Below are 20,507 nucleotides of genomic sequence, written 5' to 3' on the forward strand. Positions count from 1 at the left end.
CTGAAATGGGGCGAAAGTCTGTGGACTCTGTGTAAGACAGTACATGGTTTTTTAACTGTGGTATGCGACGGTGGTGGAAGCAGAAACTTAAATCGTGAGGTTTAGGAATCGCCGCACTTTTAGGGCGGCGAGGATGTCAATTAGTCATCTAACAGCAAGGGATGTAATCTCATTCAGGGGAAAAAGTCGCTATGAACCACCAAATAGAAACCCCGATCCGGTCACCCTCTCAAGCTCGATTCCGTTCACGGGAGGAACGCATCCAGATCGGTAAATCCCTCCGGGAGCGATTGCCGCGTTCTCGCCACGCTATCTGGCAACCCCCCGCAGCTGGTCGAGAGCCGATCGAGATCATCGAAGCATCAAATCGAGGGCGATTACAGGAATTGATTCCCATCCGCTACGGACGGATGTTGCGGAGTCCCTTTACCTTCCTGCGCGGTTCCGCTGCTTTGATGGCCTACGATCTGGCCACCACTCCCAAAACCGACATTATCGTGCAGGCCTGCGGGGATTGCCACCTCTTGAACTTCGGATTTTTTGCCACCCCCGAACGCAATTTAGTCTTCGATATTAACGATTTCGACGAAACCCTACCCGCACCTTGGGAATGGGACCTCAAGCGTCTAGTGGTCAGCTTTGTCATCGCCGGCAGGGATAGCGATCTATCCGATCGAGAATCGAAGGCAGCGGCGATCGATTGCGCTCGTTCCTATCGGGAACACCTGCGGGAATATTCTCGCCTCAGTCCGTTAGAGGTATGGTACACGCGCATAGGAGTAGAACAGGTGATCGAGATGGCTCCCGACGAAAAGACGCGGAAGATACGGGAACAGATGATGACAAAAGCCCGCGAGCGCATCATCGAACATCTCTACCCCAAGATCGTCACCCAAACCGCGGGACGCAATCGCTTTGTCGATCAGCCGCCCATTCTCTACCATGTCAACGAACCGGATTGGGAGACTCTCGTGCGTGAGGGTCTGGAAGACTATCGCCAATCCCTGCCGGAGGAACGCCGAGTCCTGTTTGATCGCTACCGGTTAGAGGACTTTGCCCTGAAAGTGGTAGGCATTGGCAGTGTCGGCACCAGATGTTATATCGCCCTATTTTTCTCGGAAGATAACCATCCCCTCATCCTACAAGTTAAGGAGGCTTGCCCTTCGGTTCTTGAACCCTATACCGCCAAGAGCCAGTACGAAAATCAGGGACAACGGGTGGTTACAGGCCAGAGATTGATGCAATCCTCTAGCGACATATTTTTAGGCTGGACCCAGGGAAGACGGGGCAATAACTTCTATTTACGGCAACTGCGGGATATGAAGTTTTCCCTACCCATTGAGGGAGTATCAGCCGTCCAACTGCAACGCTACGCCGAGTTCTGTGGCTGGACCTTAGCCCGCGCCCACGCTAAATCTGGAGATGCGGCCACCATTAGCGGTTATTTGGGAAAAGGAGATCAGTTCGATCTAGCCCTGGGCGAATTTGCGATCGCTTATGCCGAGCAGACAGAACGAGATCACGCCGCTTTGGTGGAAGCGGTCAAAACAGGACGGGTTGAGGCTTTGGTAGAAGAAGATTTATAGCATTAAGCCATCAGCCTGTTATTTCTCGACCATACATTATGGGCGCGAGCTTTGCGCCCCCACATTGCAGCTGGTATGATACCAAATCCGTTTTTATACTAAATCCGGTTATTAAAGACTGATTATTTATTCCCCCTTTTGCCTCTTGCCTCTTGCCCTTTGCCTGTCCTGATATGTAGCCTATACTCAACGGATTTAGTATTAATAGTCCGATTAACTCTCAGGTTATGGATTGTTTCTCCCTCCTCCAGCGCTCCCCACGCTCCTATACTTTTTAAACAGGATTTAGTATTATTGCTCAGTAGGTCAGATTTGCTCGCAGAAAATACGGCCTATATCTACAAAATGCTCTAGAAAAAGGATGATGGTATGTGATATAATTTGCTCTTGCTTTCATCTACATATTTAGGGCTTGCTGAATAATGGTAAAACCCTTTTAAAATAAAGCTTTTGACCTGTTAAAGTCCGATGTTAGTGCAAGCAAATAGGATTGGGACTTTCAAAAACCTTGCATTATCCTTCTTGTAGTACATCGCTTGGTACAAAAAACAAGGGCAACAAAGCCTGAAACGACCGGCTCCTGACTCCTGACGACCGGCTACTGACTCCTACCCCCAGGAAAAACTTTTTCAGCAGACCCTATTTAAGTGATTTTGTCAAGAAAATGAGCGAATTAAAATCACAAATCACGGCTATTGATCATCAACTTTCCAAACGTCCGATCGCTCTCGATCCCGCAGGATATTTTATTATTTATCTAGACCGAGAAGCAGGGTTAATCTGTGCCAAACATTACAGCAATATTATCAACGAAAAAGGTTTAGCCGTCGATCCAGAAACGGGAAAAGTTATCGGTGTTAGGCAAAAACTTGATCGCAATCCTGAGACTATTTACACCGCAAGAACCGCCAAAGAATTAGCCGTCAAAGTGATCGAAGAAACCCACCCTTGTCCGATTACTATGTTCGATCATGCTGCTTATTTAGGTCGAGAATTCACCCGCGCTGAATACGCTTTAATCACCGGGGAAGAATATATTCAGGATTAAAAATTGGGCTTTTCAGTAATCAGTAAACAGTAATCAGTAAACAGTAATCAGTAAACAGTAAATAGTAATCAGTAAATATAGCAGTTTTCATCAGAATGAGGCATGGGCAAGGGGCTTAAGTCCTTTGTTGGCAAAACTTGTCGATACCTCAGTAACGTGAAAAGCGCTATAAATAACTTAAAACTTCAAACTTAAAACTTACATCTGATAACTGATAACTGATAACTGATAACTGTTAAACCGTGCCTTTAAATAAACCTTGGGGACGGAATAATAACAGCAGGATCATAATTAATAAAGCCACGGCTAATTTATAATCAGAACCAATTAAGGGAACACTAATTTCTTGGGCAACACCAATAATTAAAGCCCCAGCAATCGCTCCGTAGGGATTACCAATACCACCTAAAATCACGGCGGCAAACATTGGTAAGATTAAAAACCAGCCCATATTGGGACGCACTCCCCCAGTAATTAACCCGAACATCGCTCCGGCTAAAGCAGTTAAAACTCCCGTAATTATCCATGTCCAGAAGACAACCCATTCGACGTTAATTCCGGTTACTCTAGCTAAATCGTTGCTGTCAGCTACGGCACGCATCGCCTTACCGATCTTAGTTTTTTGCAATAACAAATGGAGGGCAATAATAACTATAATTGCCAAACCAATGACTAACAAGCGATCGAAAGCTACTTTAATCCCAAAAATTTCTGTAGCGGTCATCACAGGCAGATCGTAGCGTTGATTACTACCGCCCCAGATCATTAAAATACCATTGCGAAGAAATAAAGCCAAACCGATCGAAATAATAATTAAAGTGGTAGAATCAGCCCGTCGATCGCGCATAGGTTTCCATAATAATCTCTCGGCAATGAGCATGGCAATAGCTGTCACTGCTGCCCCCACCAGCATCGCTAACCAGAGATTAATCCCTTGAGCATTTACCACCCAAGTTATGTAAGCACCCAAAGTCATAAAATCGCCGTGGGCAAAATTAGACAGACGCAAAATGCCACAGGTAAGGGTTAACCCAACAGCAGCCAGAGCAATAATACTGCCGACGGCTAAACCATTGAATAAAAGTTGCGGTGTATCCATCAAACCTCTTGTATAAATCAGAAATTGTCCTTAGAAATAGAAGTCAGGAGAGAGAAAATGAATTAACTTTTGTCTTTTACTTTATTTAGCTGAAAGCTGGGGGCCCGTGGCTTAAATATTTTTGTTTAGACCAAATTGCATGGCAGTATAAGCCTAGACAGCCATTATAAAGGTTTGTGTGCCAGCAATTTCTAGCGGCTGGCGGAAAGCTGACGGCCGATGACTTACTGCTATAAAATCAAGAATGCCCACTGATGGAATTTTCCGCCAATGAAGACTATCTTTCGATTAGCGATCGCTTTTTTTGCCTTACTATTTATCCTATCTCCTGTCAATGCCTTAGCAGCCAGTTCTGCTGCTGTCACAGGAGCCAATGCCAGTTATGAAAACCAGAATCTGACAGGAAAGGATTTTTCGGGACAAAATTTGCAATCTGCCCAATTTACTAACGTTAATCTCCAAGATTCTAACTTTAGTTCTGCCGATTTGCGCGGGGCAGTGTTTAACGGAGCCTCTATCATCGAAGGCAACTTTCATGGAGCGGACTTAACCAATGGGTTAGCCTATCTGAGTACCTTTAAAAATTCCGATTTAAGCGATGCCATTTTTGCCGAAGCGATCATGCTGCGTACCATTTTCGAGGGAGTCAATATCAACGGTGCTGATTTTAGTTTTGCCGTGCTTGACGCTCAACAAATCAAAAATCTCTGTGAAAGAGCCGAGGGTGTCAACTCAAAAACCGGCGTCTCTACCCCGGAATCTTTAGGATGTGATCAATGATGCAAAGAAGGGTTGGTGTTATTGGTGGTGGACAATTAGCTTGGATGATGGCACAGGAAGCCAAGAAATTAGGCATTTCTCTAATTGTACAAACACCACACCCCGACGATCCCGCCGTTGCTTTAGCTGACGGGGTTGTCTTCGCAGAAATAGCTGACGTGGAAGGCACAAAAAAACTAGCTCAACATTGTGATCTGATCACTTTTGAAAATGAGTTTGTTAATTTAGATGCCCTAGAAGAATTAGCGGCCACAGGAGTGAAATTCTATCCTAGTTTGGCAAATCTGCGCCCCCTATTGGATAAATACGAGCAAAGATGTTATTTACGCTCCCTAGGGTTGCCTGTGCCTGATTTTTGGGCGATAGATAATTTATCCCCACTAGAAAATTATCCTTTTCCGCTAGTGCTGAAAGCGCGACGACAGGGTTATGATGGTCAAGGAACCTTTATTATCCGCACTCCTGAAGAATTAAACGCCAAAAAGCGGCAATTAGAGCGTCTTGACTTGATGTTAGAAGCTTATATTCCCTACGAGCGAGAATTAGCCATCGTTGCCGCTAGGGGATTAACCGGGGAAATCGTCACCTATCCCGTGGTGGAAACCCATCAAGAGGAGCAAGTCTGTCACTGGGTGATTGCTCCCGCCGCTCTTAACCAATCATTACAGGCTCAAACCGAACATATCGCCCATCATCTGTTAAGTAGTTTGTCGGCGGTGGGTGTTTTCGGGATGGAATTATTTGTCACTTCCCAGGGAGAGGTATTGATTAATGAAATCGCTCCCCGTACCCATAATTCGGGTCATTACAGCCTCTCTGCCTGTCTTACCTCCCAATTTGCCCTACAACTGCAAGCAGTGGCTAATTTGCCCCTTGGAGCCACGGATTTAAAATCTGCCGGGGCAGTCATGGTTAATTTATTGGGTTTTGAGGATAGTGACGGCGATTATCGCGAAAAAAGAGCAGTTTTAGCGGCAATTCCAGACGCTCACGTTTTTTGGTACGGTAAAAAATCCCGTCCCGGTCGAAAATTAGGCCATGTCACCCTCTTAAGGGATACAAGCGATCGCTCTGAGTTATTGGCTCTAGCAAAGCAGATAGAAAAGCTTTGGTATGGTTGTTAGGGAAGTGGGGAAGTGGGGAAGTGGGGAAGTGGGGTGTGGGGTGTGGGGTGTAGGGTGTGGGGAGAATAAATAGAAATAATCTCCTATCTCCTGTCTCCTGTCTCCTGTCTCCTGTCTCCTGTCTCCTGTCTCCTGTCTCCTGACTCCTGACTCCTGACTCCTGACTCCTGACTCCTGCCCCCAGGAAAAACTTTTTCAGCAGACCCTAATTAAAAGACATTTTTGATTGCCTCGGTCAGTTTTTGACTAATTAACTCGTTACCGTCTCGACTAAGATGAATATTATCGATATAGAGGGAATCAGGAGTAGGATGGGCTTGAAAAATGGGCAGAAAATCTAGATAAAAAATCTGCTGGTTGCTGGTGAAATCCGCTAGTCTTTGACGGGCTTTTAATTCATAATCTCGCCCCTGTTTTTGAGCTTCGCGAATGAGGGGGGTAATAGCGATAATTAAAGGGGCTTGATTAGCCTGAGCAAGGGCTTGAATTTGGGCAAGAGCGGTTAAATTATTGCCCACTCGATCGCCTCCTTCTTGCACCGGTGGTAGGGGAGGATAACGCTTAAAATATCGATCATAAAATTCGATTAAAGCTAAAGCTGGCCGGTGATCGGGATAATTAATTTCTCGTCCCACCACCGCCGAACTAGGAGCTAAAGCGAACAGATCATCGGTGTTCATTAATAACACAATCACCTGAGATTCAAAGGTGCCGAAACGTCGCAGATAGGCCGATTGATTGCGCGGTCCCCAAGAATTAGCCGAAGCATTGAGAACCTCCACTGAACCCGTCAGATTTTGGCCTAAATTTTTGGTGATTAAAGCAGCAATGGTCTCTTTTTGATCTGTCCACCAGGAGCCATTAGCGATCGAATCACCGATTAACATGATTCTCGTCGTCTCCGGAGGCCGTTGGGTTGTAATCGGATCGCTCCGCATCGAATACTGATTAACGGCGATAAAATTGGAAAAACGGCGCGTTTGTTGATTAGGAGCCAAAAGATAGCCAATTTCGGCATCAGCTTTGTAAATAAGCGGATTACCGAACCCGAAGACAATTCTTAAAATAGCCTCAAGGAGAAGGCCAAGGGCGAAAAGAACGCCTAGAATGATTAAAGACAGCCGAATGATACCAATTTCTAATAACACGGATAGATGAGAGTTAGCTAATTTATGATCCTAAAGTGTCTCATACTTTCTACATCCATCTCATGAAAAGGAGTTAAAAGCAATGTCAGACTTAAATCGTGGCATCATGAAATTCGAGGGAGCCGATAAACCGGCAGTAGTGGCGATATCGTCGATTATCGTTATCGGTAGTATTATTGCTCTGATTCTTTGGGCAATGAAAGTCGCCTACATCTAGTTAGGGTTTGCGGCAAAAAGTTTCTCGTGGGGGCAGGGTGTAGGGTGTAGGGTGTAGGGTGTAGGGTTTTACCCATTTTCATCTGGTAAATTACCTAATTTTCAGGGAAAAAGTCCCTAAAATTTCCCCCCGATCCCTCCAATGGCTGGCACTTTTTGATTTCTCAAAAGTCTAAAAGTCTTAGCCAACAAGGTTTTTAGATTTATTCAGCAACCTCTAGTTAGCTAGAATAATTTCCCTCACTTTTGGCATCACTCGGTTTAAATTTCTGGCCATCACGATCTCACCTCTTGTCCCCTTGAGCCTGTAGGATAGGGTCAAGGGAGAAATTGCTAGTTCCCTCTATTGCGCTTGCTAGTCACACTCGACTCGAAACAGATCATCGATGAGCAGATCAACTTCTGTTTTAACAGAACTGTTGCAGTTACTCCCCCAATGGCGATCGCAGATGTACTTCAAAGCATCCCTGACCGCGCTATCCCACGCCATGGAGGATCAGGTTTTAGCGGAAGACGATCAACCGTTAGTGATTGCCAGTTTTCAGCGTGAGCGCTTTTATCGTCAAGAAGCCCATCGCTATCGACGCATTGCCCACAAAAGCGGGCAAGTTTACGTTTTGTCCGCCCCAGAAACCGATTTTAAGCATAGTTCCGACGTTTACGAGACGATCGCTTTTCAACCAGAGGACAGTTTAGCCCAAGAATGGCATCTAGTGGTTATCGGTGGCCATTATGCTAGTTGTTTAATCTGTCGGGAACGAACCCATCTGACAGCAAAGGGGGAAAATGGGGCAGCTATGGATAATAATCGCCGTTTTGAGGGGATTTGGACGAGCGATCGCCATGTGAGTCAACAGGCCGCCCAAATTCTTTTAAATCATATTCTCGATTATCGTCCCGAACTAGCGGAGAAAATTAGGCGCGCTCAAGAAGAATACCTGATCTGTGAACTGACGGACAGGGATCATCAAGAGGAACCAGATCCCTTTGTCCAGCGATTGGTCACTTATTTGCAAGCGGGACAGTATAAACTGCTGAAAGCCAATCGTTCCTTGGCATCGAAAGAACACAAGGAAAGACTGATCAACTCGGTGACAGCCTCGATCCGTCGTTCCCTCGATCCGGAAGCTATCCTACAGGTGGCAGTGCAGAAATTGGGGCAGGGATTGGGAGTCTGTCGCTGCGTGGTCTATCGTTGTAAGGAAGCCGACATTAACGCCACCATCGAACACGAATTTTTAAACTCCGGCATTAGTTCCATCAAAGGACAAAAATGGCCACTGAAAAATAATCCTCTTTTTCAGGAAGTGCTGGAATTGAGAGAATCCCTGAAAATCGAAGACGCTATTCACGATCCCCGTCTCCCCGGCGATTCCATTCAAAATCTCGTGCGGGAATGTTCCATCTATTCTTGGTTATTAGTACCGATTTTTTACCAAAGTCGTCTCTTGGGAATGTTGGAACTGCATCACTGTGGACCCTATACCACCACTTGGAAAAGCGAGGATGTCGCCCTTGTGGATGCGGTGGCCACTCAAATCGGAGTCGCCCTCATTCAAGCAGAAGCCTACGCTAATTTACAGGATTTAAATGAACAATTAGCCGCTCTCGATCGCACTCGTTCTAATTTAGTCGCCATAACCGGCCACGAATTACGCACCCCCCTCTCCACCATTCAAGTCTGTCTAGAAAGTTTGGCCTCGGAACCGGATATGCCAGCAGAAATGCGCCAAATTATGCTTGATACTGCCCTGAAAGATGCGGAACGAATGCGTAAATTAATCCAAGATTTTTTAACTCTTTCCAGGTTAGAAAGTGGCCGGGTTAATTGGAATCCCGAAGCTTTATCCTTATCGGAATGTGTGGAATTAGCCATCAGTCACGTTCACTCCCGCAATCTCGACAACGAAAATCCAAAAATTAGCAATCTTGTCCCCCCTAATCTGCCCTTTGTTTTAGCCGATGGCGAGTGGTTAGTGGAATTACTTTCCAAACTTCTCGATAATGCCTGTAAGTTTACCGGTCGCGAGGGAAATGTCTCGATCGAAGTCGCTTCGGGAAAGCCAAAAACTCTAGAAGTAACCATTTCTGACACTGGACGCGGGATCGAACCCAATCGTTTAGAACAGGTTTTCGATCGCTTTTACCAAGAGGAGGGGGCCCTGCGACGCAGTGCCGGGGGAACCGGGTTAGGATTGGCTATCTGTCGTCAGATCGTCAATGGTTGGGGCGGCGAAATTTGGGCAGAATCTAGGGGCAAAAATCACGGCAGTCAGTTTCATTTTACTATTCCAATATTTAAAGATAAAACTAACGATAATCCCCAAAATACCGCTCCGAAAAAATCTTCCCGTCGTCCTGCTAGTAAACGTAAATAGCGGCTGGTTGCCCGTTTAGTTTTGGCTCTCTACTCGTGACTTCCTATTCCTTTTCTTCATCAAAAACTAAACAAAAAAGCATTAAAAAAGAAGCATCCAATCCCCAGGATATATAATAAACTTAAAAGAGTAATCAATTAGTCGTTTTTAGGTGAAAAAATTATGGGACGTGCCAAGAGAGTGGTTTTAGCTTATTCCGGAGGAGTCGATACTTCCGTCTGTATTCCCTATCTCAAACAGGAATGGGGAGTAGAAGAAGTGATTACCCTAGCCGCCGATTTAGGACAGGGAGACGAATTAGGACCAATTCAAGAAAAGGCCCTGCGCTGCGGAGCGATCGAATCCTTAGTCGTCAATGCCCAAGAAGAATTCGTCAAAGAATACGCTTTTCCCTCAATTCAAGCTAATGCTCTCTACGAAAATCGTTATCCCCTTTCTACCGCCCTGGCTCGTCCTTTAATTGCTAAATTATTAGTAGAGGCCGCCGAGAAATACGGGGCCGATGCCGTCTCTCACGGCTGCACCGGCAAAGGTAACGATCAGGTGCGTTTTGATGTGGGCATTATGGCCCTCAATCCTAGCTTAAAAGTTCTCGCTCCCGCCAGGGAATGGGGCATGAGCCGGGAAGAAACCATCGCCTACGGGGAAAAATTCGGGATCGAGTCTCCCGTGAAAAAATCCTCGCCTTTTAGTATCGATCGTAACCTGTTGGGGCGCAGTATTGAAGCCGGTCCCTTGGAAGATCCGATGACGGAACCCCCGGAAGAAATCTATCTCATGACCAAAGCGATCGCCGATACTCCCAACGAGCCGGAATACGTCGATATTGGTTTTAATCAGGGAATTCCCGTCAGTTTAAACGGAGAAAATCTCGATCCTGTCACGCTAATTAGTCAATTAAATGACCTAGTGGGTAAACACGGTGTTGGTCGGTTAGATATGATCGAAAACCGGGTAGTGGGAATTAAATCCCGAGAAATTTACGAGGCCCCGGCTTTATTAGTTTTAATTGATGCTCACCGGGACCTAGAAAGTTTGACTTTAACTGGAGATGTTACCCAATATAAACGGGGAATTGAAGATACCTACGGACAGTTAATTTATAAAGGATTGTGGTACAGTCCCTTAAAGGAAGCGATCGATGCTTTTATCCTCAAAACCCAAGAACAGGTAACGGGATCGGTGCGAGTCAAACTGTTTAAAGGTAACGCTAAAGTCGTCGGTCGTCAGTCAGTCAATTCTATCTATTCTCCCGATTTAGCTACCTACGGGGCCGAGGATCAATTTGATCATAAAGCTGCTGAAGGTTTCATCTATGTTTGGGGATTACCGAGCAAAGTTTGGGCCGAAAAAACTAGAGGGAAGTAATCAACAATCCTCCCCTAAGTAAGTGGGTGTTAATTCAGATACCCCCGCCTATCGGCACCCCCCTTATCAAGGGGGGCAGGGGGGATCAGTACCCCCCTTATTAAGGTAGGGTTGATTCACGAATCAACCCCCAAGGTAGGGTTAATTCATGAATTAACCCTACCTTGGGGGAAGGGGGGATCAGCACCCTTATAAAATTAAATATAAAGATGTTGAATTTTTGCTGATTTAGCAGCAGAAAAACCTTTGCCTGCTGAAAGAAATGGACGTAAAATTGTTGTAGAAATCAAAAGCTTTTTAAGTCCCTCACCTATGAGAGATTTTGAAATAGCTTTAGGACAATATATTTTATATCGAAATTTAATCAGTCTTGCCGTGAGTTAAGTTATCGGTAAATCTTGCCTCGAAATCTGAGGTTTATAAAAGAAGCTTAAAGGAGCTATTCTGTTACTTTTGAACCAGTTTATCCCTATGGGTAACAAGAATTTGAGCTATAATCATAATATCTCTATAACCCCACATAAAAAAGGCTTATGGCCATTTCAATTACTTTAACCCTACCTGATGAGATTTTTAATCTAGCTCAATCCTTAGCCCATTCAATTAACCGTGATCTTAATGATATATTAGTAGAAGCGATCGCTTTTTCTATTAGTCCCAATTATCAAGGCGAAAAAATCTCATCCCTAAATTCATTATCAGATGAATAAATTATCAAATTAACTCAATTACAAATGGCATCGGAACAAGATCAAAGATTAAGCGAGTTGCTCAATAAACAACAAGAGAGGGATTTATCAACCTTTGAAAATAGGGAACTTTGGTCATTGATGCAAATTTATCAAATAAACTTGTTAAAGAAGTCTCAAGGATTAAATGAAGCGGTTAAAAGAGGATTAATTTCACCCTTAGAAGCATGAATCCCAGCCCTATTCCCGACTATATTAAAGATAAAATTCGCCAACAGGCCAATACTAAATCTGGTTATTAAAAACTGATTATTTATTCCCCCTTTTGCATGAGGTTCTCTCCTTTATAAGCAGCCTATACTCAACGGATTTAGTATAATTGCTGATTGTCGGTATTCCTGCAAATGTAAGATGCACCAGGTCAATTTATTGCGGGGGAACCTAGTAGCGAAGGTGATCATTTCGGTCAAAGAAACTAAGTAGAGGTAGAACCTCGCTTATCTGCGTTGCCAGCTATAACCTTGCAACCAGTCAAAAATATTTATATAACCCAAAACTATCTTAAATATAAAAATCATAATAAATGATGATTAAATAACCCTTGACTTCCCCCCCCCTTGTGATAGTTTTGGCTGTGGGATATTGGCGCAAAACTAGCGTTAAATATGATCATAATTTTCTCCTATTACTGTCATCGAATCCATGAAAAAATTACTGACAATTTTAACCCCCTTGACTCTGATGGGGTTAGCTGGGGTTACTCCTGCTCAAGCGGCAATAGTAGCTGGTTGGAATTCATTTAATGCCAGTACCGCAACCTATCCCAAAGCGGCGAATACTGTAGGTGCGAATATAACCAGCACTGGGTTAAACACCGCCGGGATAAATCGGGAGAATGATCCTATCTTCCTGTTGGGTGGTTCTACTACTAACGGTTGGAATACAGGTAGCACTGTTAATACCAGCCAATATGTGGAATTTGCCGTACAACCTAGTGCAGGTTTTCAAGTCGATTTTACTAACTTACAACTCAATGCGGCCCAAACTGAAACGCAGCTAGATTTAGTCTTGCGCTCTAGTGTTGATGGGTTCACCAATAATTTAGGGACACAAGTTAACTTAACAACTAGCTTTAATACCTACAGCTTTGACCTAAGCAGTTTAGCACCCCAAACCGGCCCGGTGCAGTTCCGTCTCTATGGACTGAATGCTAATGGCTTATCTGTCTATTTAATTGCCGACAACTCCACTAATGTTGCCGGGGGTGGGTTTGTGGCTCTTAATGGGGATATCACTGCTGCTGGTGGCGGTGGTGTATCAACCCCGGAACCTAGTGGTATAGTGAGTTTAATCGCTGTTGGTGCCTTGGGTGCCGCTTCCCTTCGTCGTCGGGGATAAGGGAGGAGGGGCAACTACAGAGGGGTTGCCCCGAAATTGGTTAAATATTATCAATATTCTTTTACATTTCCTCGGCAATTTGTTAAGCTGATAAGGTGAAAGAGGAATAACAATCAATAGAGCCAATGACTCCCCAATTAATGATTCAACCTTCGTCTTTAATGAGAGAAGGGGTTGAACTCCGCGAATTTGGTAACATTTATTTATTCAGGTTTACTTCAGAGCTACAATCTCGTTGTGAGCAGTTATTAGCTAAGAAGAAAACTGACAGTCTCTCTGTTGACGAAGAAGCGGAGTATGCTGGACTTTCTGAACTAGAGCGCGTTTTTACGCTTATTAACGCCCAACTTGCCACCAAAAGTCAATGGTGTCCCTATCAACTCGAAGAATAGTCCGACAACGAGCTAACTTTGCAACGAGTCAACGAGTCAAAGAAATAAGTAGAGGTAGAACCTCGCTTATCTGCGTTGCAAGGTAGAACCTTGCAACGAGTCAAAGTCCTTTTTTTAATTAGAGAAAATATGCAGATAAAAGACATGACTCCCCAAGAGTTACAAAGTTTAATCCGTAATACAGTAGATGATACTCTAGATGAATACTTTGGTGATCCGGATGAGGGAAAACAAGTTAAAGAATCTTTTAAAGAAAAGTTATTAGAAATCCAACAAAAAAGACTACAAGGAAGAGCGACTATTCCTGCAGCTGAGGTGGATAAAAGATATGGGATAGAACCTTAAATGAGCTATTCTGTTACTTTTGAACCAGAGTCGATAACTGATTTAGATTTGATCACAGATTTTATCAGACTGAGGATTCTTAATAAAATTAAATGGTTAGCTATCAACTTTGAACAGATAACTCCCCTACCTCTTACGAGAGAATGGTCAGGGTTTTACAAATTAAGAGTAGGAGATTATCGGGTTATTTATGAATTTGATCGAGAGAGTAGGATAATTATTATTGTTAGAGTAGGTCATAGAAGTGAAGTTTATGACTAAATACTTACTAAAATAATTGGGATCAGCAATAAGCTAAGATACATTTTAAACGCCTATTCTTACTCTATTCCCTGTGCTTTAAGTCGGGTAACAAAGGGAGAATCTCCGGCTTTTCCTCGCATTTTTTGGGCAAATTCTAAATCAGCTTGGATAGCTTGATCTAATTCCTCTCTATGTTCCCAATAGTAAGCTAATGCTGAGTGAATTTGACTCATACTTAAATCACGATGGTTAATGTGAATTTCTGATCGAGTCCAACCGTAAGCTATTTGTGCCATAACTAGATCAATCACTTTTAGGGTAGAACCCGCAATTATTGGTACTCCCCGATGATCAATTGCAATATGTTTATAGTCTGTGAGATTTGTTGTCATGTAGAGAGGGTTAAGCTAAGACACATTTATGATTATACTAAGTACCTAGGCAAAATTAATTACACATATCTAACCACCTCTTGCCTCTTGCACGAGTGCCTATCTTGACTAGGAAATTTATTTTGCACGACTACTTACCTCCTTGCCGCAAATTCTTGGGACAAGTGGCTTAAGCTAAGTAGGGAGGCACAATTATTTGTAGGATGGGTTAGCGGTAGCGTAACATAATCGGGCGTTGGGTTTCATGCTTCAACCCAACCTACGTTCATCTTATATAGCGTTTCCCAATCTCATGAGGTACACCAAAATCTTAACTCCTGACTCCTGACTCCTCAAAACCTAAGACTCTGTACCTCACAACTATGGGAATTGCTATATTTAATTCCACCCACCCACTTACTTGTTTATACCCAAATAAAAAACGGTCTCCCTAAACCAGTTGCCAAAATCGCCGCCATGGACAGTCAATTACTTGATAAACTCGGACAATTACAAAACCTCTTAAAAACCAGCGAAAAAGCTCTGATTGCCTATTCTGGGGGCGTGGACAGTACCCTAGTGGCCAAAGTGGCCTATGATCTGCTAGGGAGTCAAGCATTGGCAATTACGGCGGTTTCCCCTTCCCTACTGCCGGAAGAATTAGAAGAAGCGATCGCTCAGGCCGATTATATCGGTATTCGGCATGAATTGGTGGAAACCGAGGAAATGAATAACCCCAATTACACCAGTAATCCCGTTAATCGCTGTTATTTCTGCAAAAGTGAGCTACACGACACCCTTAAACCCATCGCCCTCGCTCGTGGTTATTCCTACGTCATCGATGGCGTTAATGCTGATGATTTAAGGGATTATCGTCCCGGAATTCAAGCCGCTAGGGAGCGCGGCGCTCGTTCACCTTTGGCGGAAATTGGTATCACAAAAAGCGAAGTTCGTCAACTATCTCGTTACTTAAATTTACCTTGGTGGGATAAACCGGCGCAACCCTGTTTAAGTTCCCGTTTTCCCTACGGGGAGGAAATTAGCCTGGAGAAATTGCAAAGAGTCGGACGGGCGGAGATTTATCTGCGAAAATTAGGTTATCGTCAATTACGGGTGCGATCGAGCGGCGATACGGCACGGATTGAATTACCGGCAGCAGCAATTCCCGACTTTATTAATCGGACAAATTTAAGCGAATTAGTCGCTGATCTGCAAAAATTAGGCTTTATCTATGTCACCCTCGATCTAGAAGGTTATCAAAGCGGCAAACTTAATCGAGTCCTCTAAGTGTGAGGTGATGGGAGAGTGGGAATTATGAATTATGAATTATGAATTATGAAGTGGGGAAGTGGGGAAGTGGGGGAATTTCAACTAAAACCCTAACACCCTAACACCCTAACACCCCAAAACCCCAAAACCTAAAACCTGTCCCAGAAGTCACTCGATCGGATATATTAAAAAAATGTTAAAAAGCCGGGGAGCGGACTGATGAACCTTTTTCTAGGGTTCCTAAGTCTTTACCCCTAAACCTCTAATTGCCAAGGCGAGGATAGATGAGTCAACTACAAAATGCCTTTACCCTATTCCTGAGCCTGTTGGTGGAAGCGATGCCTTTTTTACTGCTAGGGGTGATTCTCTCTAGTATTCTTTTAATATTTGTCGATGAACGTCGCCTAGTTGCCTTGATGCCTCGAAATGCTGTTTTAGGAGCATTTGTGGGGGGATGTATTGGTTTTTTGTTTCCCGTCTGCGAGTGTGGCAATGTGCCGGTGGCGCGACGTTTACTTGTGCAAGGAATGCCGAATGCAGTAGCGGTTAGTTTTCTCTTAGCAGCGCCGACAATTAACCCGATTGTTATCTGGTCCACTTGGGTAGCTTTTCGCGATCAACCGGAAATTGTTTTCTATCGAGTTATCTTTTCTTTGTTCATCGCTACGGTTATCGGTATTATCTTTAGTATCCAAAAAGATCCCCGACCGCTACTACAAACCTCTTTGGCAAAAAGTCTCAATTGGCAACCGCAAACACCGGAAAAAGAATCTATCCCACTACTACTACAATCCGGTTCTTTTCTGATCGGTAATTCTGGGCAAACTTTGCGCTTAGATGAAAGTTTTGCCGCTACTGCTGTCCTACCAGCAGTGCAAGCTATCCCGATGAAAAGGCGCTGGTTAACTTTTGTGGAAAACGTGGTGATGGAATTACGGGAATTAGGAGGAGTGTTAATCTTAGGAAGTGCTATAGCGGCCGGTTTACAGGTGTTTGTTCCCCGGGAATTTGTTCTTAATTTGGGTCAGGATCCGATTACTTCGATCTTGGCCATGATGCTGTTAGCGGTAATTGTTTCGATTTGTTCCACGGTTGATTCTTTTTTTGCCCTCTCCTTTGCCTCTAGTTTTACCAGTAGTTCCCTGCTGGCTTTTTTAGTGTTCGGTCCAATGATTGACCTGAAAGGGATTGGTTTAATGTTGTCTATTTTTAAACCGAGAATGTTAATTTATCTCTTTGCTTTAGCAGCGCAAATGACTTTTTTACTCACCTTGGCTCACAGTTATTTATTTTAGGTCAGTACCCGGATAGTTTTTCCCATGAATTCATCACGTCTAAAAATAATCGCCCCCCAATTTATCGATGTTATTGCCCTAATCGGTTGGGGTTCGTTACTATTTAAATACTGGATAACTGGACAGTTAAATTTACTGATACATCCTAATTATTTTATCCTGGTTCTCATCACCAGTATTGCTTTATTTGTTCTGGGAATAGTCAAGCTTTGGACATTATTAAAACAGTGGCAAAAAAAGATTAATTTAGATAGTAACGATAATCGATCGCATATTACCATTCTTCCCCAACATTTTGGCTCAGGTTTATTAGTAATCACTGCCCTTTTAGGCCTATTTATTGCCCCGCAGCCCCTCAGCAGTCAAATCGCATTACAGAGGGGAATTAGTGAATCTTTACCCCTAACTCGCTTGCAAACTCAATCCTTTGGCACTACCGTTAAACCAGAGGAAAAAAGTTTAATTGAATGGGTAAGAACTTTGAATGCTTACCCCGAACCTGATGCTTACACGGGACAACCGGTAAAAGTCACAGGTTTTGTGGTGCAATTGCCCCAATTACCCGATAATTATTTATTAATTAGTCGCTTTATCCTTACCTGTTGTGCCGTGGATGCTTATCCCGTGGGTTTGCCGGTGAAACTATCAGGAAGTCGCGGTCAATATCCCAATGATACTTGGTTAGAAATCACCGGAGAAATGGCCACGGAATCTTTACCCGTAGAGGTGGGAAAATCAACCACCAGAAGACAATTAGTAATTAAGGCTAAATCCGTGAAATCTATACCCACTCCTGTGGATCCCTACGGATATTAACAGTTAACAGTTATCAGTTATCAGTTGTTTCTAACCATCTACTATAATGATCAAGACCTTACAACTACAACCGATTGATAAATTAGCGATAACATTAATTGTATCGCTAACCTTAGTAATTGGCGGCTTAATTTGGTTAGGTAATAGCTGTGGTAATCAATGTCTTTTGCAAACCGGTCCAAGGGTCAAGGAATTTAGCTGGGAAAATCGAGAAATTGGCTCAGAAGATCAAGCATTTATTATCACTTTTGATCGCCCCATGGATCATGCTAGTGTAGAAAAAAATCTAGTTATCGATCCTCCGCTGCCGGGTAAGTTGAGTTGGGCCGGAAGACGATTAGCTTATACCCTCACTTCTCCCATTCCCTACGGAGAAAAATATCATCTGCAAATTGAAGGTGCGCGGGAACAATTTCGCAGCGGTAATCGATTAGGACAAACCCTGGCAATTTTTGAAAGAGAATTTAAAAGTCGCAATCGTGCTTTTGCCTATATTGGCACTAATGGGGAAGAACAGGGAAGATTAATTTTTTATAACTTGACCGAGGAGAAGAAAACCCTCTTAACCCCCGCAAATTTGACCGTTATGGCTTTTGAATTCTATCCTGATGGTAAAAAAATCCTCTTTTCGGCCGTGGCGAAAAATCGGGGGATAGAGGGAATTCGTGAACTGCAGCTTTACCAAGTTGATAGCAGTCAATCGCCTCTAAAAATTGAGTTAGTGCTAGACAATAAAGATTATCAAAATAATCACTTTGATTTAGCTAAAGATGGGGAAACTATTGTCGTGCAGAGAATTGAGCGCCGCAATCCGATTAACTTCGATTTATGGGCAGTTAAATCGGGGGAAAAACCCCAAAAATTAAACATCCAAGGCGGAGAATTTTTGATCGCACCTGATAGTAAAACTCTGGCTGTCACCCAGGGGGAAGGAATTGCGCTTTTGCCCTTAAAATTCGAGACAAAACCCCTGGATTTTTTACCAAAATTTGGGCGAATTTTGAATTTTTCTGCCGATGGTACGGCCGCAGCAATGGTGAATTTTAATACGGATAATGCCAAAATGCGTTATATTCGATCGCTTTTTTATGTCAATAATCAAGGATTACAAAAACGCTTACTCAATCTACAAGGTTCGATTATAGATTGTCAATTTAATGCCACCGGTAGTGATTTGTATTGTTTGTTAACCGAGTTAGTTACTAACAGTCAAGAGTACAAAGAAAAACCCTATTTTGCTAAAATAGATGTGAAGACCGGTCAAGTGACTCCCCTACTGGAATTAGCCGATTATCGTGATATTCACATTAGTTTATCTCCCGATGGTTTAGCAATTATTTTTGATCAACTTCGCATCAGTTATGATACTAATCCTACTAATCCCTTGACTACCGATTCGGGAGAAACAATTATCGGTGGTCGTTTGTGGATGTTAATTCCTCCCCTACAAGATGGAGTAAAAGCCAGTAAATCTGATTTAATTGAATTACCTCTAGCGGGAATTCGTCCCCAGTGGATGCCGTAGAATTTCATCATTAAGTTAGGAATTATTTCGATGCTGTCAAACTCAGAAAAATTAGCCAAATTGCGTCAGTATTTTGTTAGTGGTGCCACTCGTTCCTATCAATTCCGTCGTCAGCAGTTAGAGAAGTTAAAACAGGCAATCATTAAATATGAAGCGGAGATCTATGAAGCTTTATATAGCGATTTAAAGAAAAGTCCCGAAGATTGTTGGATTACGGAAAATGGTTTCCTTTTGGTGGAAATTAAGACCGCTTTAAAAAATTTGCGCTCATGGATGCAACCCAAAACTGTTAAAACTAATCTCTTAAATTTCCCATCCTCCAGTCAGATTATTCGGGAACCTTTAGGAGTGGTTTTAATTATTGGTGCTTGGAATTATCCCCTCCAATTGTTATTAGTGCCTTTAGTCGGTGCCATTGCTGCCGGTAACTGTGCGGTATTAAAACCGAGTGAATTTGCCTCAGCGACGGAAAAATTAGTAGTTAAAATAATTGAAGAAATATTCCCCGAAGAATATGTGTTAATTGTCCCCGGAGATGGTGCGGAAGTAATTCCGAATATGTTAGACAGTTTTACCTTTGATCAGATATTTTTTACTGGCAGTACAAAGGTAGGAAAAATTATTTATCAACTAGCGGCAGCAAAGTTAATTCCTGTTACTCTAGAATTAGGGGGAAAAAGTCCCTGTGTTATCGAAGCTGATGCTAATATTTCCGTGGCAACCCGTCGCATTGCCGTGACAAAATTCTCTAATTGTGGTCAAATGTGTATCGCAGCTGATTATATTTTAGTACATCAATCCCAGCAGGAGAATTTGATCAGAGAATTAGCAAACACTATTGTTAATTTTTTCGGTGAAGATGCCAGATTAAGTGCTGATTATGGTAAGATAATCAATGAGAAACAATTTGATCGCCTGATTGACTTTCTCCAAGATGGTGAGATTGTTTTTGGAGGCAAAACCGATCGAGAAAATTTATATATTCAACCAACTTTATTAACTAATGTTTCCCTCGATGCTCCTATTATGCAAGGGGAAATATTCGGTCCAATTTTACCGATCATTGCCTTTAGCACTTTTGAGGAAGCTTTAGCAATTATTGCTAAAAACCCTAACCCTCTAGCTTTTTATCTGTTTACTACTAAGGCAAAAACCGAAAAGAAATGGTTAGAATCTGTCCAGTTTGGGGGAGGTTGTATTAACAACAATAGTTTTCATTTTACTAATCCTAGTTTACCCTTTGGTGGTCGGGGAAATAGCGGTATCGGTAGCTACCATGGTCGTTTTTCCTTTGAGAATTTTAGTCATAAAAAAGCGATTATGAAAACACCTCTTTGGTTCAATCCCGCTTTAAAATATCCGCCTTTTAAGGGTAAGTTAGGCTTATTTAAGTTATTAGTTCGGTAAAAAGCTATAG

Annotated in this window: 22 protein-coding genes; 19 read left to right on the top strand and 3 right to left on the bottom strand. The window is 43.1% G+C overall.

Features of this window, described 5'->3' with window-relative positions; genetic code table 11:
- Positions 1 to 191 precede the first annotated feature (191 nt).
- Both O9290_RS01540 and O9290_RS01545 read left to right on the top strand, forming a co-directional pair.
- Complete coding sequence (locus tag O9290_RS01540) at positions 192 to 1,586, top strand: DUF2252 domain-containing protein (protein ID WP_288055199.1); 1,395 nt, start codon at positions 192 to 194, stop codon at positions 1,584 to 1,586.
- A gap of 664 nt (positions 1,587 to 2,250) precedes the next feature.
- The gene (locus tag O9290_RS01545; protein WP_288025841.1) at positions 2,251 to 2,634 is read left to right on the top strand and encodes a DUF4346 domain-containing protein; all 384 of its coding nucleotides are present in this window, start codon (positions 2,251 to 2,253) and stop codon (positions 2,632 to 2,634) included.
- A 235-nt stretch (positions 2,635 to 2,869) separates the two neighbouring features.
- Here O9290_RS01545 and O9290_RS01550 read toward each other — a convergent pair whose 3' ends face one another.
- Complete coding sequence (locus O9290_RS01550) at positions 2,870 to 3,733, bottom strand: branched-chain amino acid ABC transporter permease (protein WP_002760396.1); 864 nt, start codon at positions 3,731 to 3,733, stop codon at positions 2,870 to 2,872.
- A gap of 270 nt (positions 3,734 to 4,003) precedes the next feature.
- Here O9290_RS01550 and O9290_RS01555 point away from each other — a divergent pair, with 270 nt between their 5' ends.
- The gene (locus tag O9290_RS01555; protein ID WP_002760385.1) at positions 4,004 to 4,513 is read left to right on the top strand and encodes a pentapeptide repeat-containing protein; all 510 of its coding nucleotides are present in this window, start codon (positions 4,004 to 4,006) and stop codon (positions 4,511 to 4,513) included.
- A complete protein-coding gene (locus O9290_RS01560; protein WP_288055201.1) occupies positions 4,510 to 5,637 on the top strand; it encodes a 5-(carboxyamino)imidazole ribonucleotide synthase in 1,128 nt (375 codons plus the stop codon). The genes O9290_RS01555 and O9290_RS01560 overlap by 4 nt, the downstream gene beginning before the upstream one ends.
- 209 nt (positions 5,638 to 5,846) lie before the next feature.
- Here O9290_RS01560 and O9290_RS01565 read toward each other — a convergent pair whose 3' ends face one another.
- Positions 5,847 to 6,785 carry an SGNH/GDSL hydrolase family protein gene (locus tag O9290_RS01565; protein ID WP_002760383.1) on the bottom strand — a complete coding sequence of 313 codons (939 nt, stop codon included), beginning with the start codon at positions 6,783 to 6,785 and terminating at the stop codon, positions 5,847 to 5,849.
- Between the two features lie 82 nt (positions 6,786 to 6,867).
- Between O9290_RS01565 and O9290_RS01570 the strand changes: the two genes are divergently transcribed.
- The 10 genes from O9290_RS01570 (at position 6,868) to O9290_RS01615 (ending at position 13,832) form a co-directional block, all read left to right on the top strand.
- The gene (locus tag O9290_RS01570; RefSeq protein WP_002736350.1) at positions 6,868 to 7,002 is read left to right on the top strand and encodes a hypothetical protein; all 135 of its coding nucleotides are present in this window, start codon (positions 6,868 to 6,870) and stop codon (positions 7,000 to 7,002) included.
- Between the two features lie 385 nt (positions 7,003 to 7,387).
- On the top strand, positions 7,388 to 9,379 hold the full coding sequence (locus O9290_RS01575) for a DICT sensory domain-containing protein (protein WP_288024283.1): 1,992 nt from the start codon (positions 7,388 to 7,390) through the stop codon (positions 9,377 to 9,379).
- Positions 9,380 to 9,541: 162 nt separating this feature from the next.
- Positions 9,542 to 10,747 (top strand): argininosuccinate synthase, encoded by a 1,206-nt coding sequence (locus O9290_RS01580; RefSeq protein ID WP_002760380.1) that lies wholly within the window; start codon positions 9,542 to 9,544, stop codon positions 10,745 to 10,747.
- Between the two features lie 246 nt (positions 10,748 to 10,993).
- Positions 10,994 to 11,131, top strand: coding sequence for an element excision factor XisH family protein (locus O9290_RS01585; protein ID WP_002760378.1), 138 nt, complete (start codon positions 10,994 to 10,996; stop codon positions 11,129 to 11,131).
- A gap of 149 nt (positions 11,132 to 11,280) precedes the next feature.
- The gene (locus tag O9290_RS01590; RefSeq protein ID WP_002760376.1) at positions 11,281 to 11,457 is read left to right on the top strand and encodes a hypothetical protein; all 177 of its coding nucleotides are present in this window, start codon (positions 11,281 to 11,283) and stop codon (positions 11,455 to 11,457) included.
- Between the two features lie 24 nt (positions 11,458 to 11,481).
- Positions 11,482 to 11,667, top strand: a complete 186-nt coding sequence (locus tag O9290_RS01595; protein WP_002760371.1) for a hypothetical protein — start codon at positions 11,482 to 11,484, stop codon at positions 11,665 to 11,667.
- Between the two features lie 471 nt (positions 11,668 to 12,138).
- Positions 12,139 to 12,834 carry a PEP-CTERM sorting domain-containing protein gene (locus tag O9290_RS01600; RefSeq protein ID WP_002760370.1) on the top strand — a complete coding sequence of 232 codons (696 nt, stop codon included), beginning with the start codon at positions 12,139 to 12,141 and terminating at the stop codon, positions 12,832 to 12,834.
- Positions 12,835 to 12,959: 125 nt separating this feature from the next.
- A complete protein-coding gene (locus tag O9290_RS01605; RefSeq protein WP_002760369.1) occupies positions 12,960 to 13,226 on the top strand; it encodes a hypothetical protein in 267 nt (88 codons plus the stop codon).
- A 90-nt stretch (positions 13,227 to 13,316) separates the two neighbouring features.
- Positions 13,317 to 13,571 (top strand): hypothetical protein, encoded by a 255-nt coding sequence (locus O9290_RS01610; protein ID WP_288055204.1) that lies wholly within the window; start codon positions 13,317 to 13,319, stop codon positions 13,569 to 13,571.
- Positions 13,572 to 13,832, top strand: a complete 261-nt coding sequence (locus O9290_RS01615; protein ID WP_002780565.1) for a type II toxin-antitoxin system RelE family toxin — start codon at positions 13,572 to 13,574, stop codon at positions 13,830 to 13,832.
- A gap of 59 nt (positions 13,833 to 13,891) precedes the next feature.
- On the opposite strand, the gene O9290_RS01620 is transcribed toward O9290_RS01615, so the two are convergent.
- Positions 13,892 to 14,206 (bottom strand): DUF433 domain-containing protein, encoded by a 315-nt coding sequence (locus tag O9290_RS01620; protein WP_002760366.1) that lies wholly within the window; start codon positions 14,204 to 14,206, stop codon positions 13,892 to 13,894.
- A gap of 456 nt (positions 14,207 to 14,662) precedes the next feature.
- Between O9290_RS01620 and larE the strand changes: the two genes are divergently transcribed.
- The 5 genes from larE to O9290_RS01645 all read left to right on the top strand — a co-directional run bounded on the left by larE (position 14,663) and on the right by O9290_RS01645 (position 20,497).
- Positions 14,663 to 15,472 (top strand): ATP-dependent sacrificial sulfur transferase LarE, encoded by an 810-nt coding sequence (gene larE, locus O9290_RS01625; protein WP_002760365.1) that lies wholly within the window; start codon positions 14,663 to 14,665, stop codon positions 15,470 to 15,472.
- A 266-nt stretch (positions 15,473 to 15,738) separates the two neighbouring features.
- On the top strand, positions 15,739 to 16,749 hold the full coding sequence (locus O9290_RS01630; RefSeq protein ID WP_002760364.1) for a permease: 1,011 nt from the start codon (positions 15,739 to 15,741) through the stop codon (positions 16,747 to 16,749).
- Between the two features lie 24 nt (positions 16,750 to 16,773).
- Positions 16,774 to 17,565, top strand: a complete 792-nt coding sequence (locus O9290_RS01635) for a TIGR03943 family putative permease subunit (RefSeq protein WP_002760362.1) — start codon at positions 16,774 to 16,776, stop codon at positions 17,563 to 17,565.
- A gap of 46 nt (positions 17,566 to 17,611) precedes the next feature.
- A complete protein-coding gene (locus O9290_RS01640; protein WP_002760357.1) occupies positions 17,612 to 19,090 on the top strand; it encodes an Ig-like domain-containing domain in 1,479 nt (492 codons plus the stop codon).
- Between the two features lie 30 nt (positions 19,091 to 19,120).
- Positions 19,121 to 20,497, top strand: coding sequence for an aldehyde dehydrogenase (locus O9290_RS01645; RefSeq protein ID WP_002760356.1), 1,377 nt, complete (start codon positions 19,121 to 19,123; stop codon positions 20,495 to 20,497).
- The last annotated feature ends 10 nt before the right edge of the window (positions 20,498 to 20,507 follow it).

Source organism: Microcystis sp. LE19-41.2A (genome assembly GCF_027530405.1).
Taxonomy (GTDB): domain Bacteria; phylum Cyanobacteriota; class Cyanobacteriia; order Cyanobacteriales; family Microcystaceae; genus Microcystis; species Microcystis aeruginosa.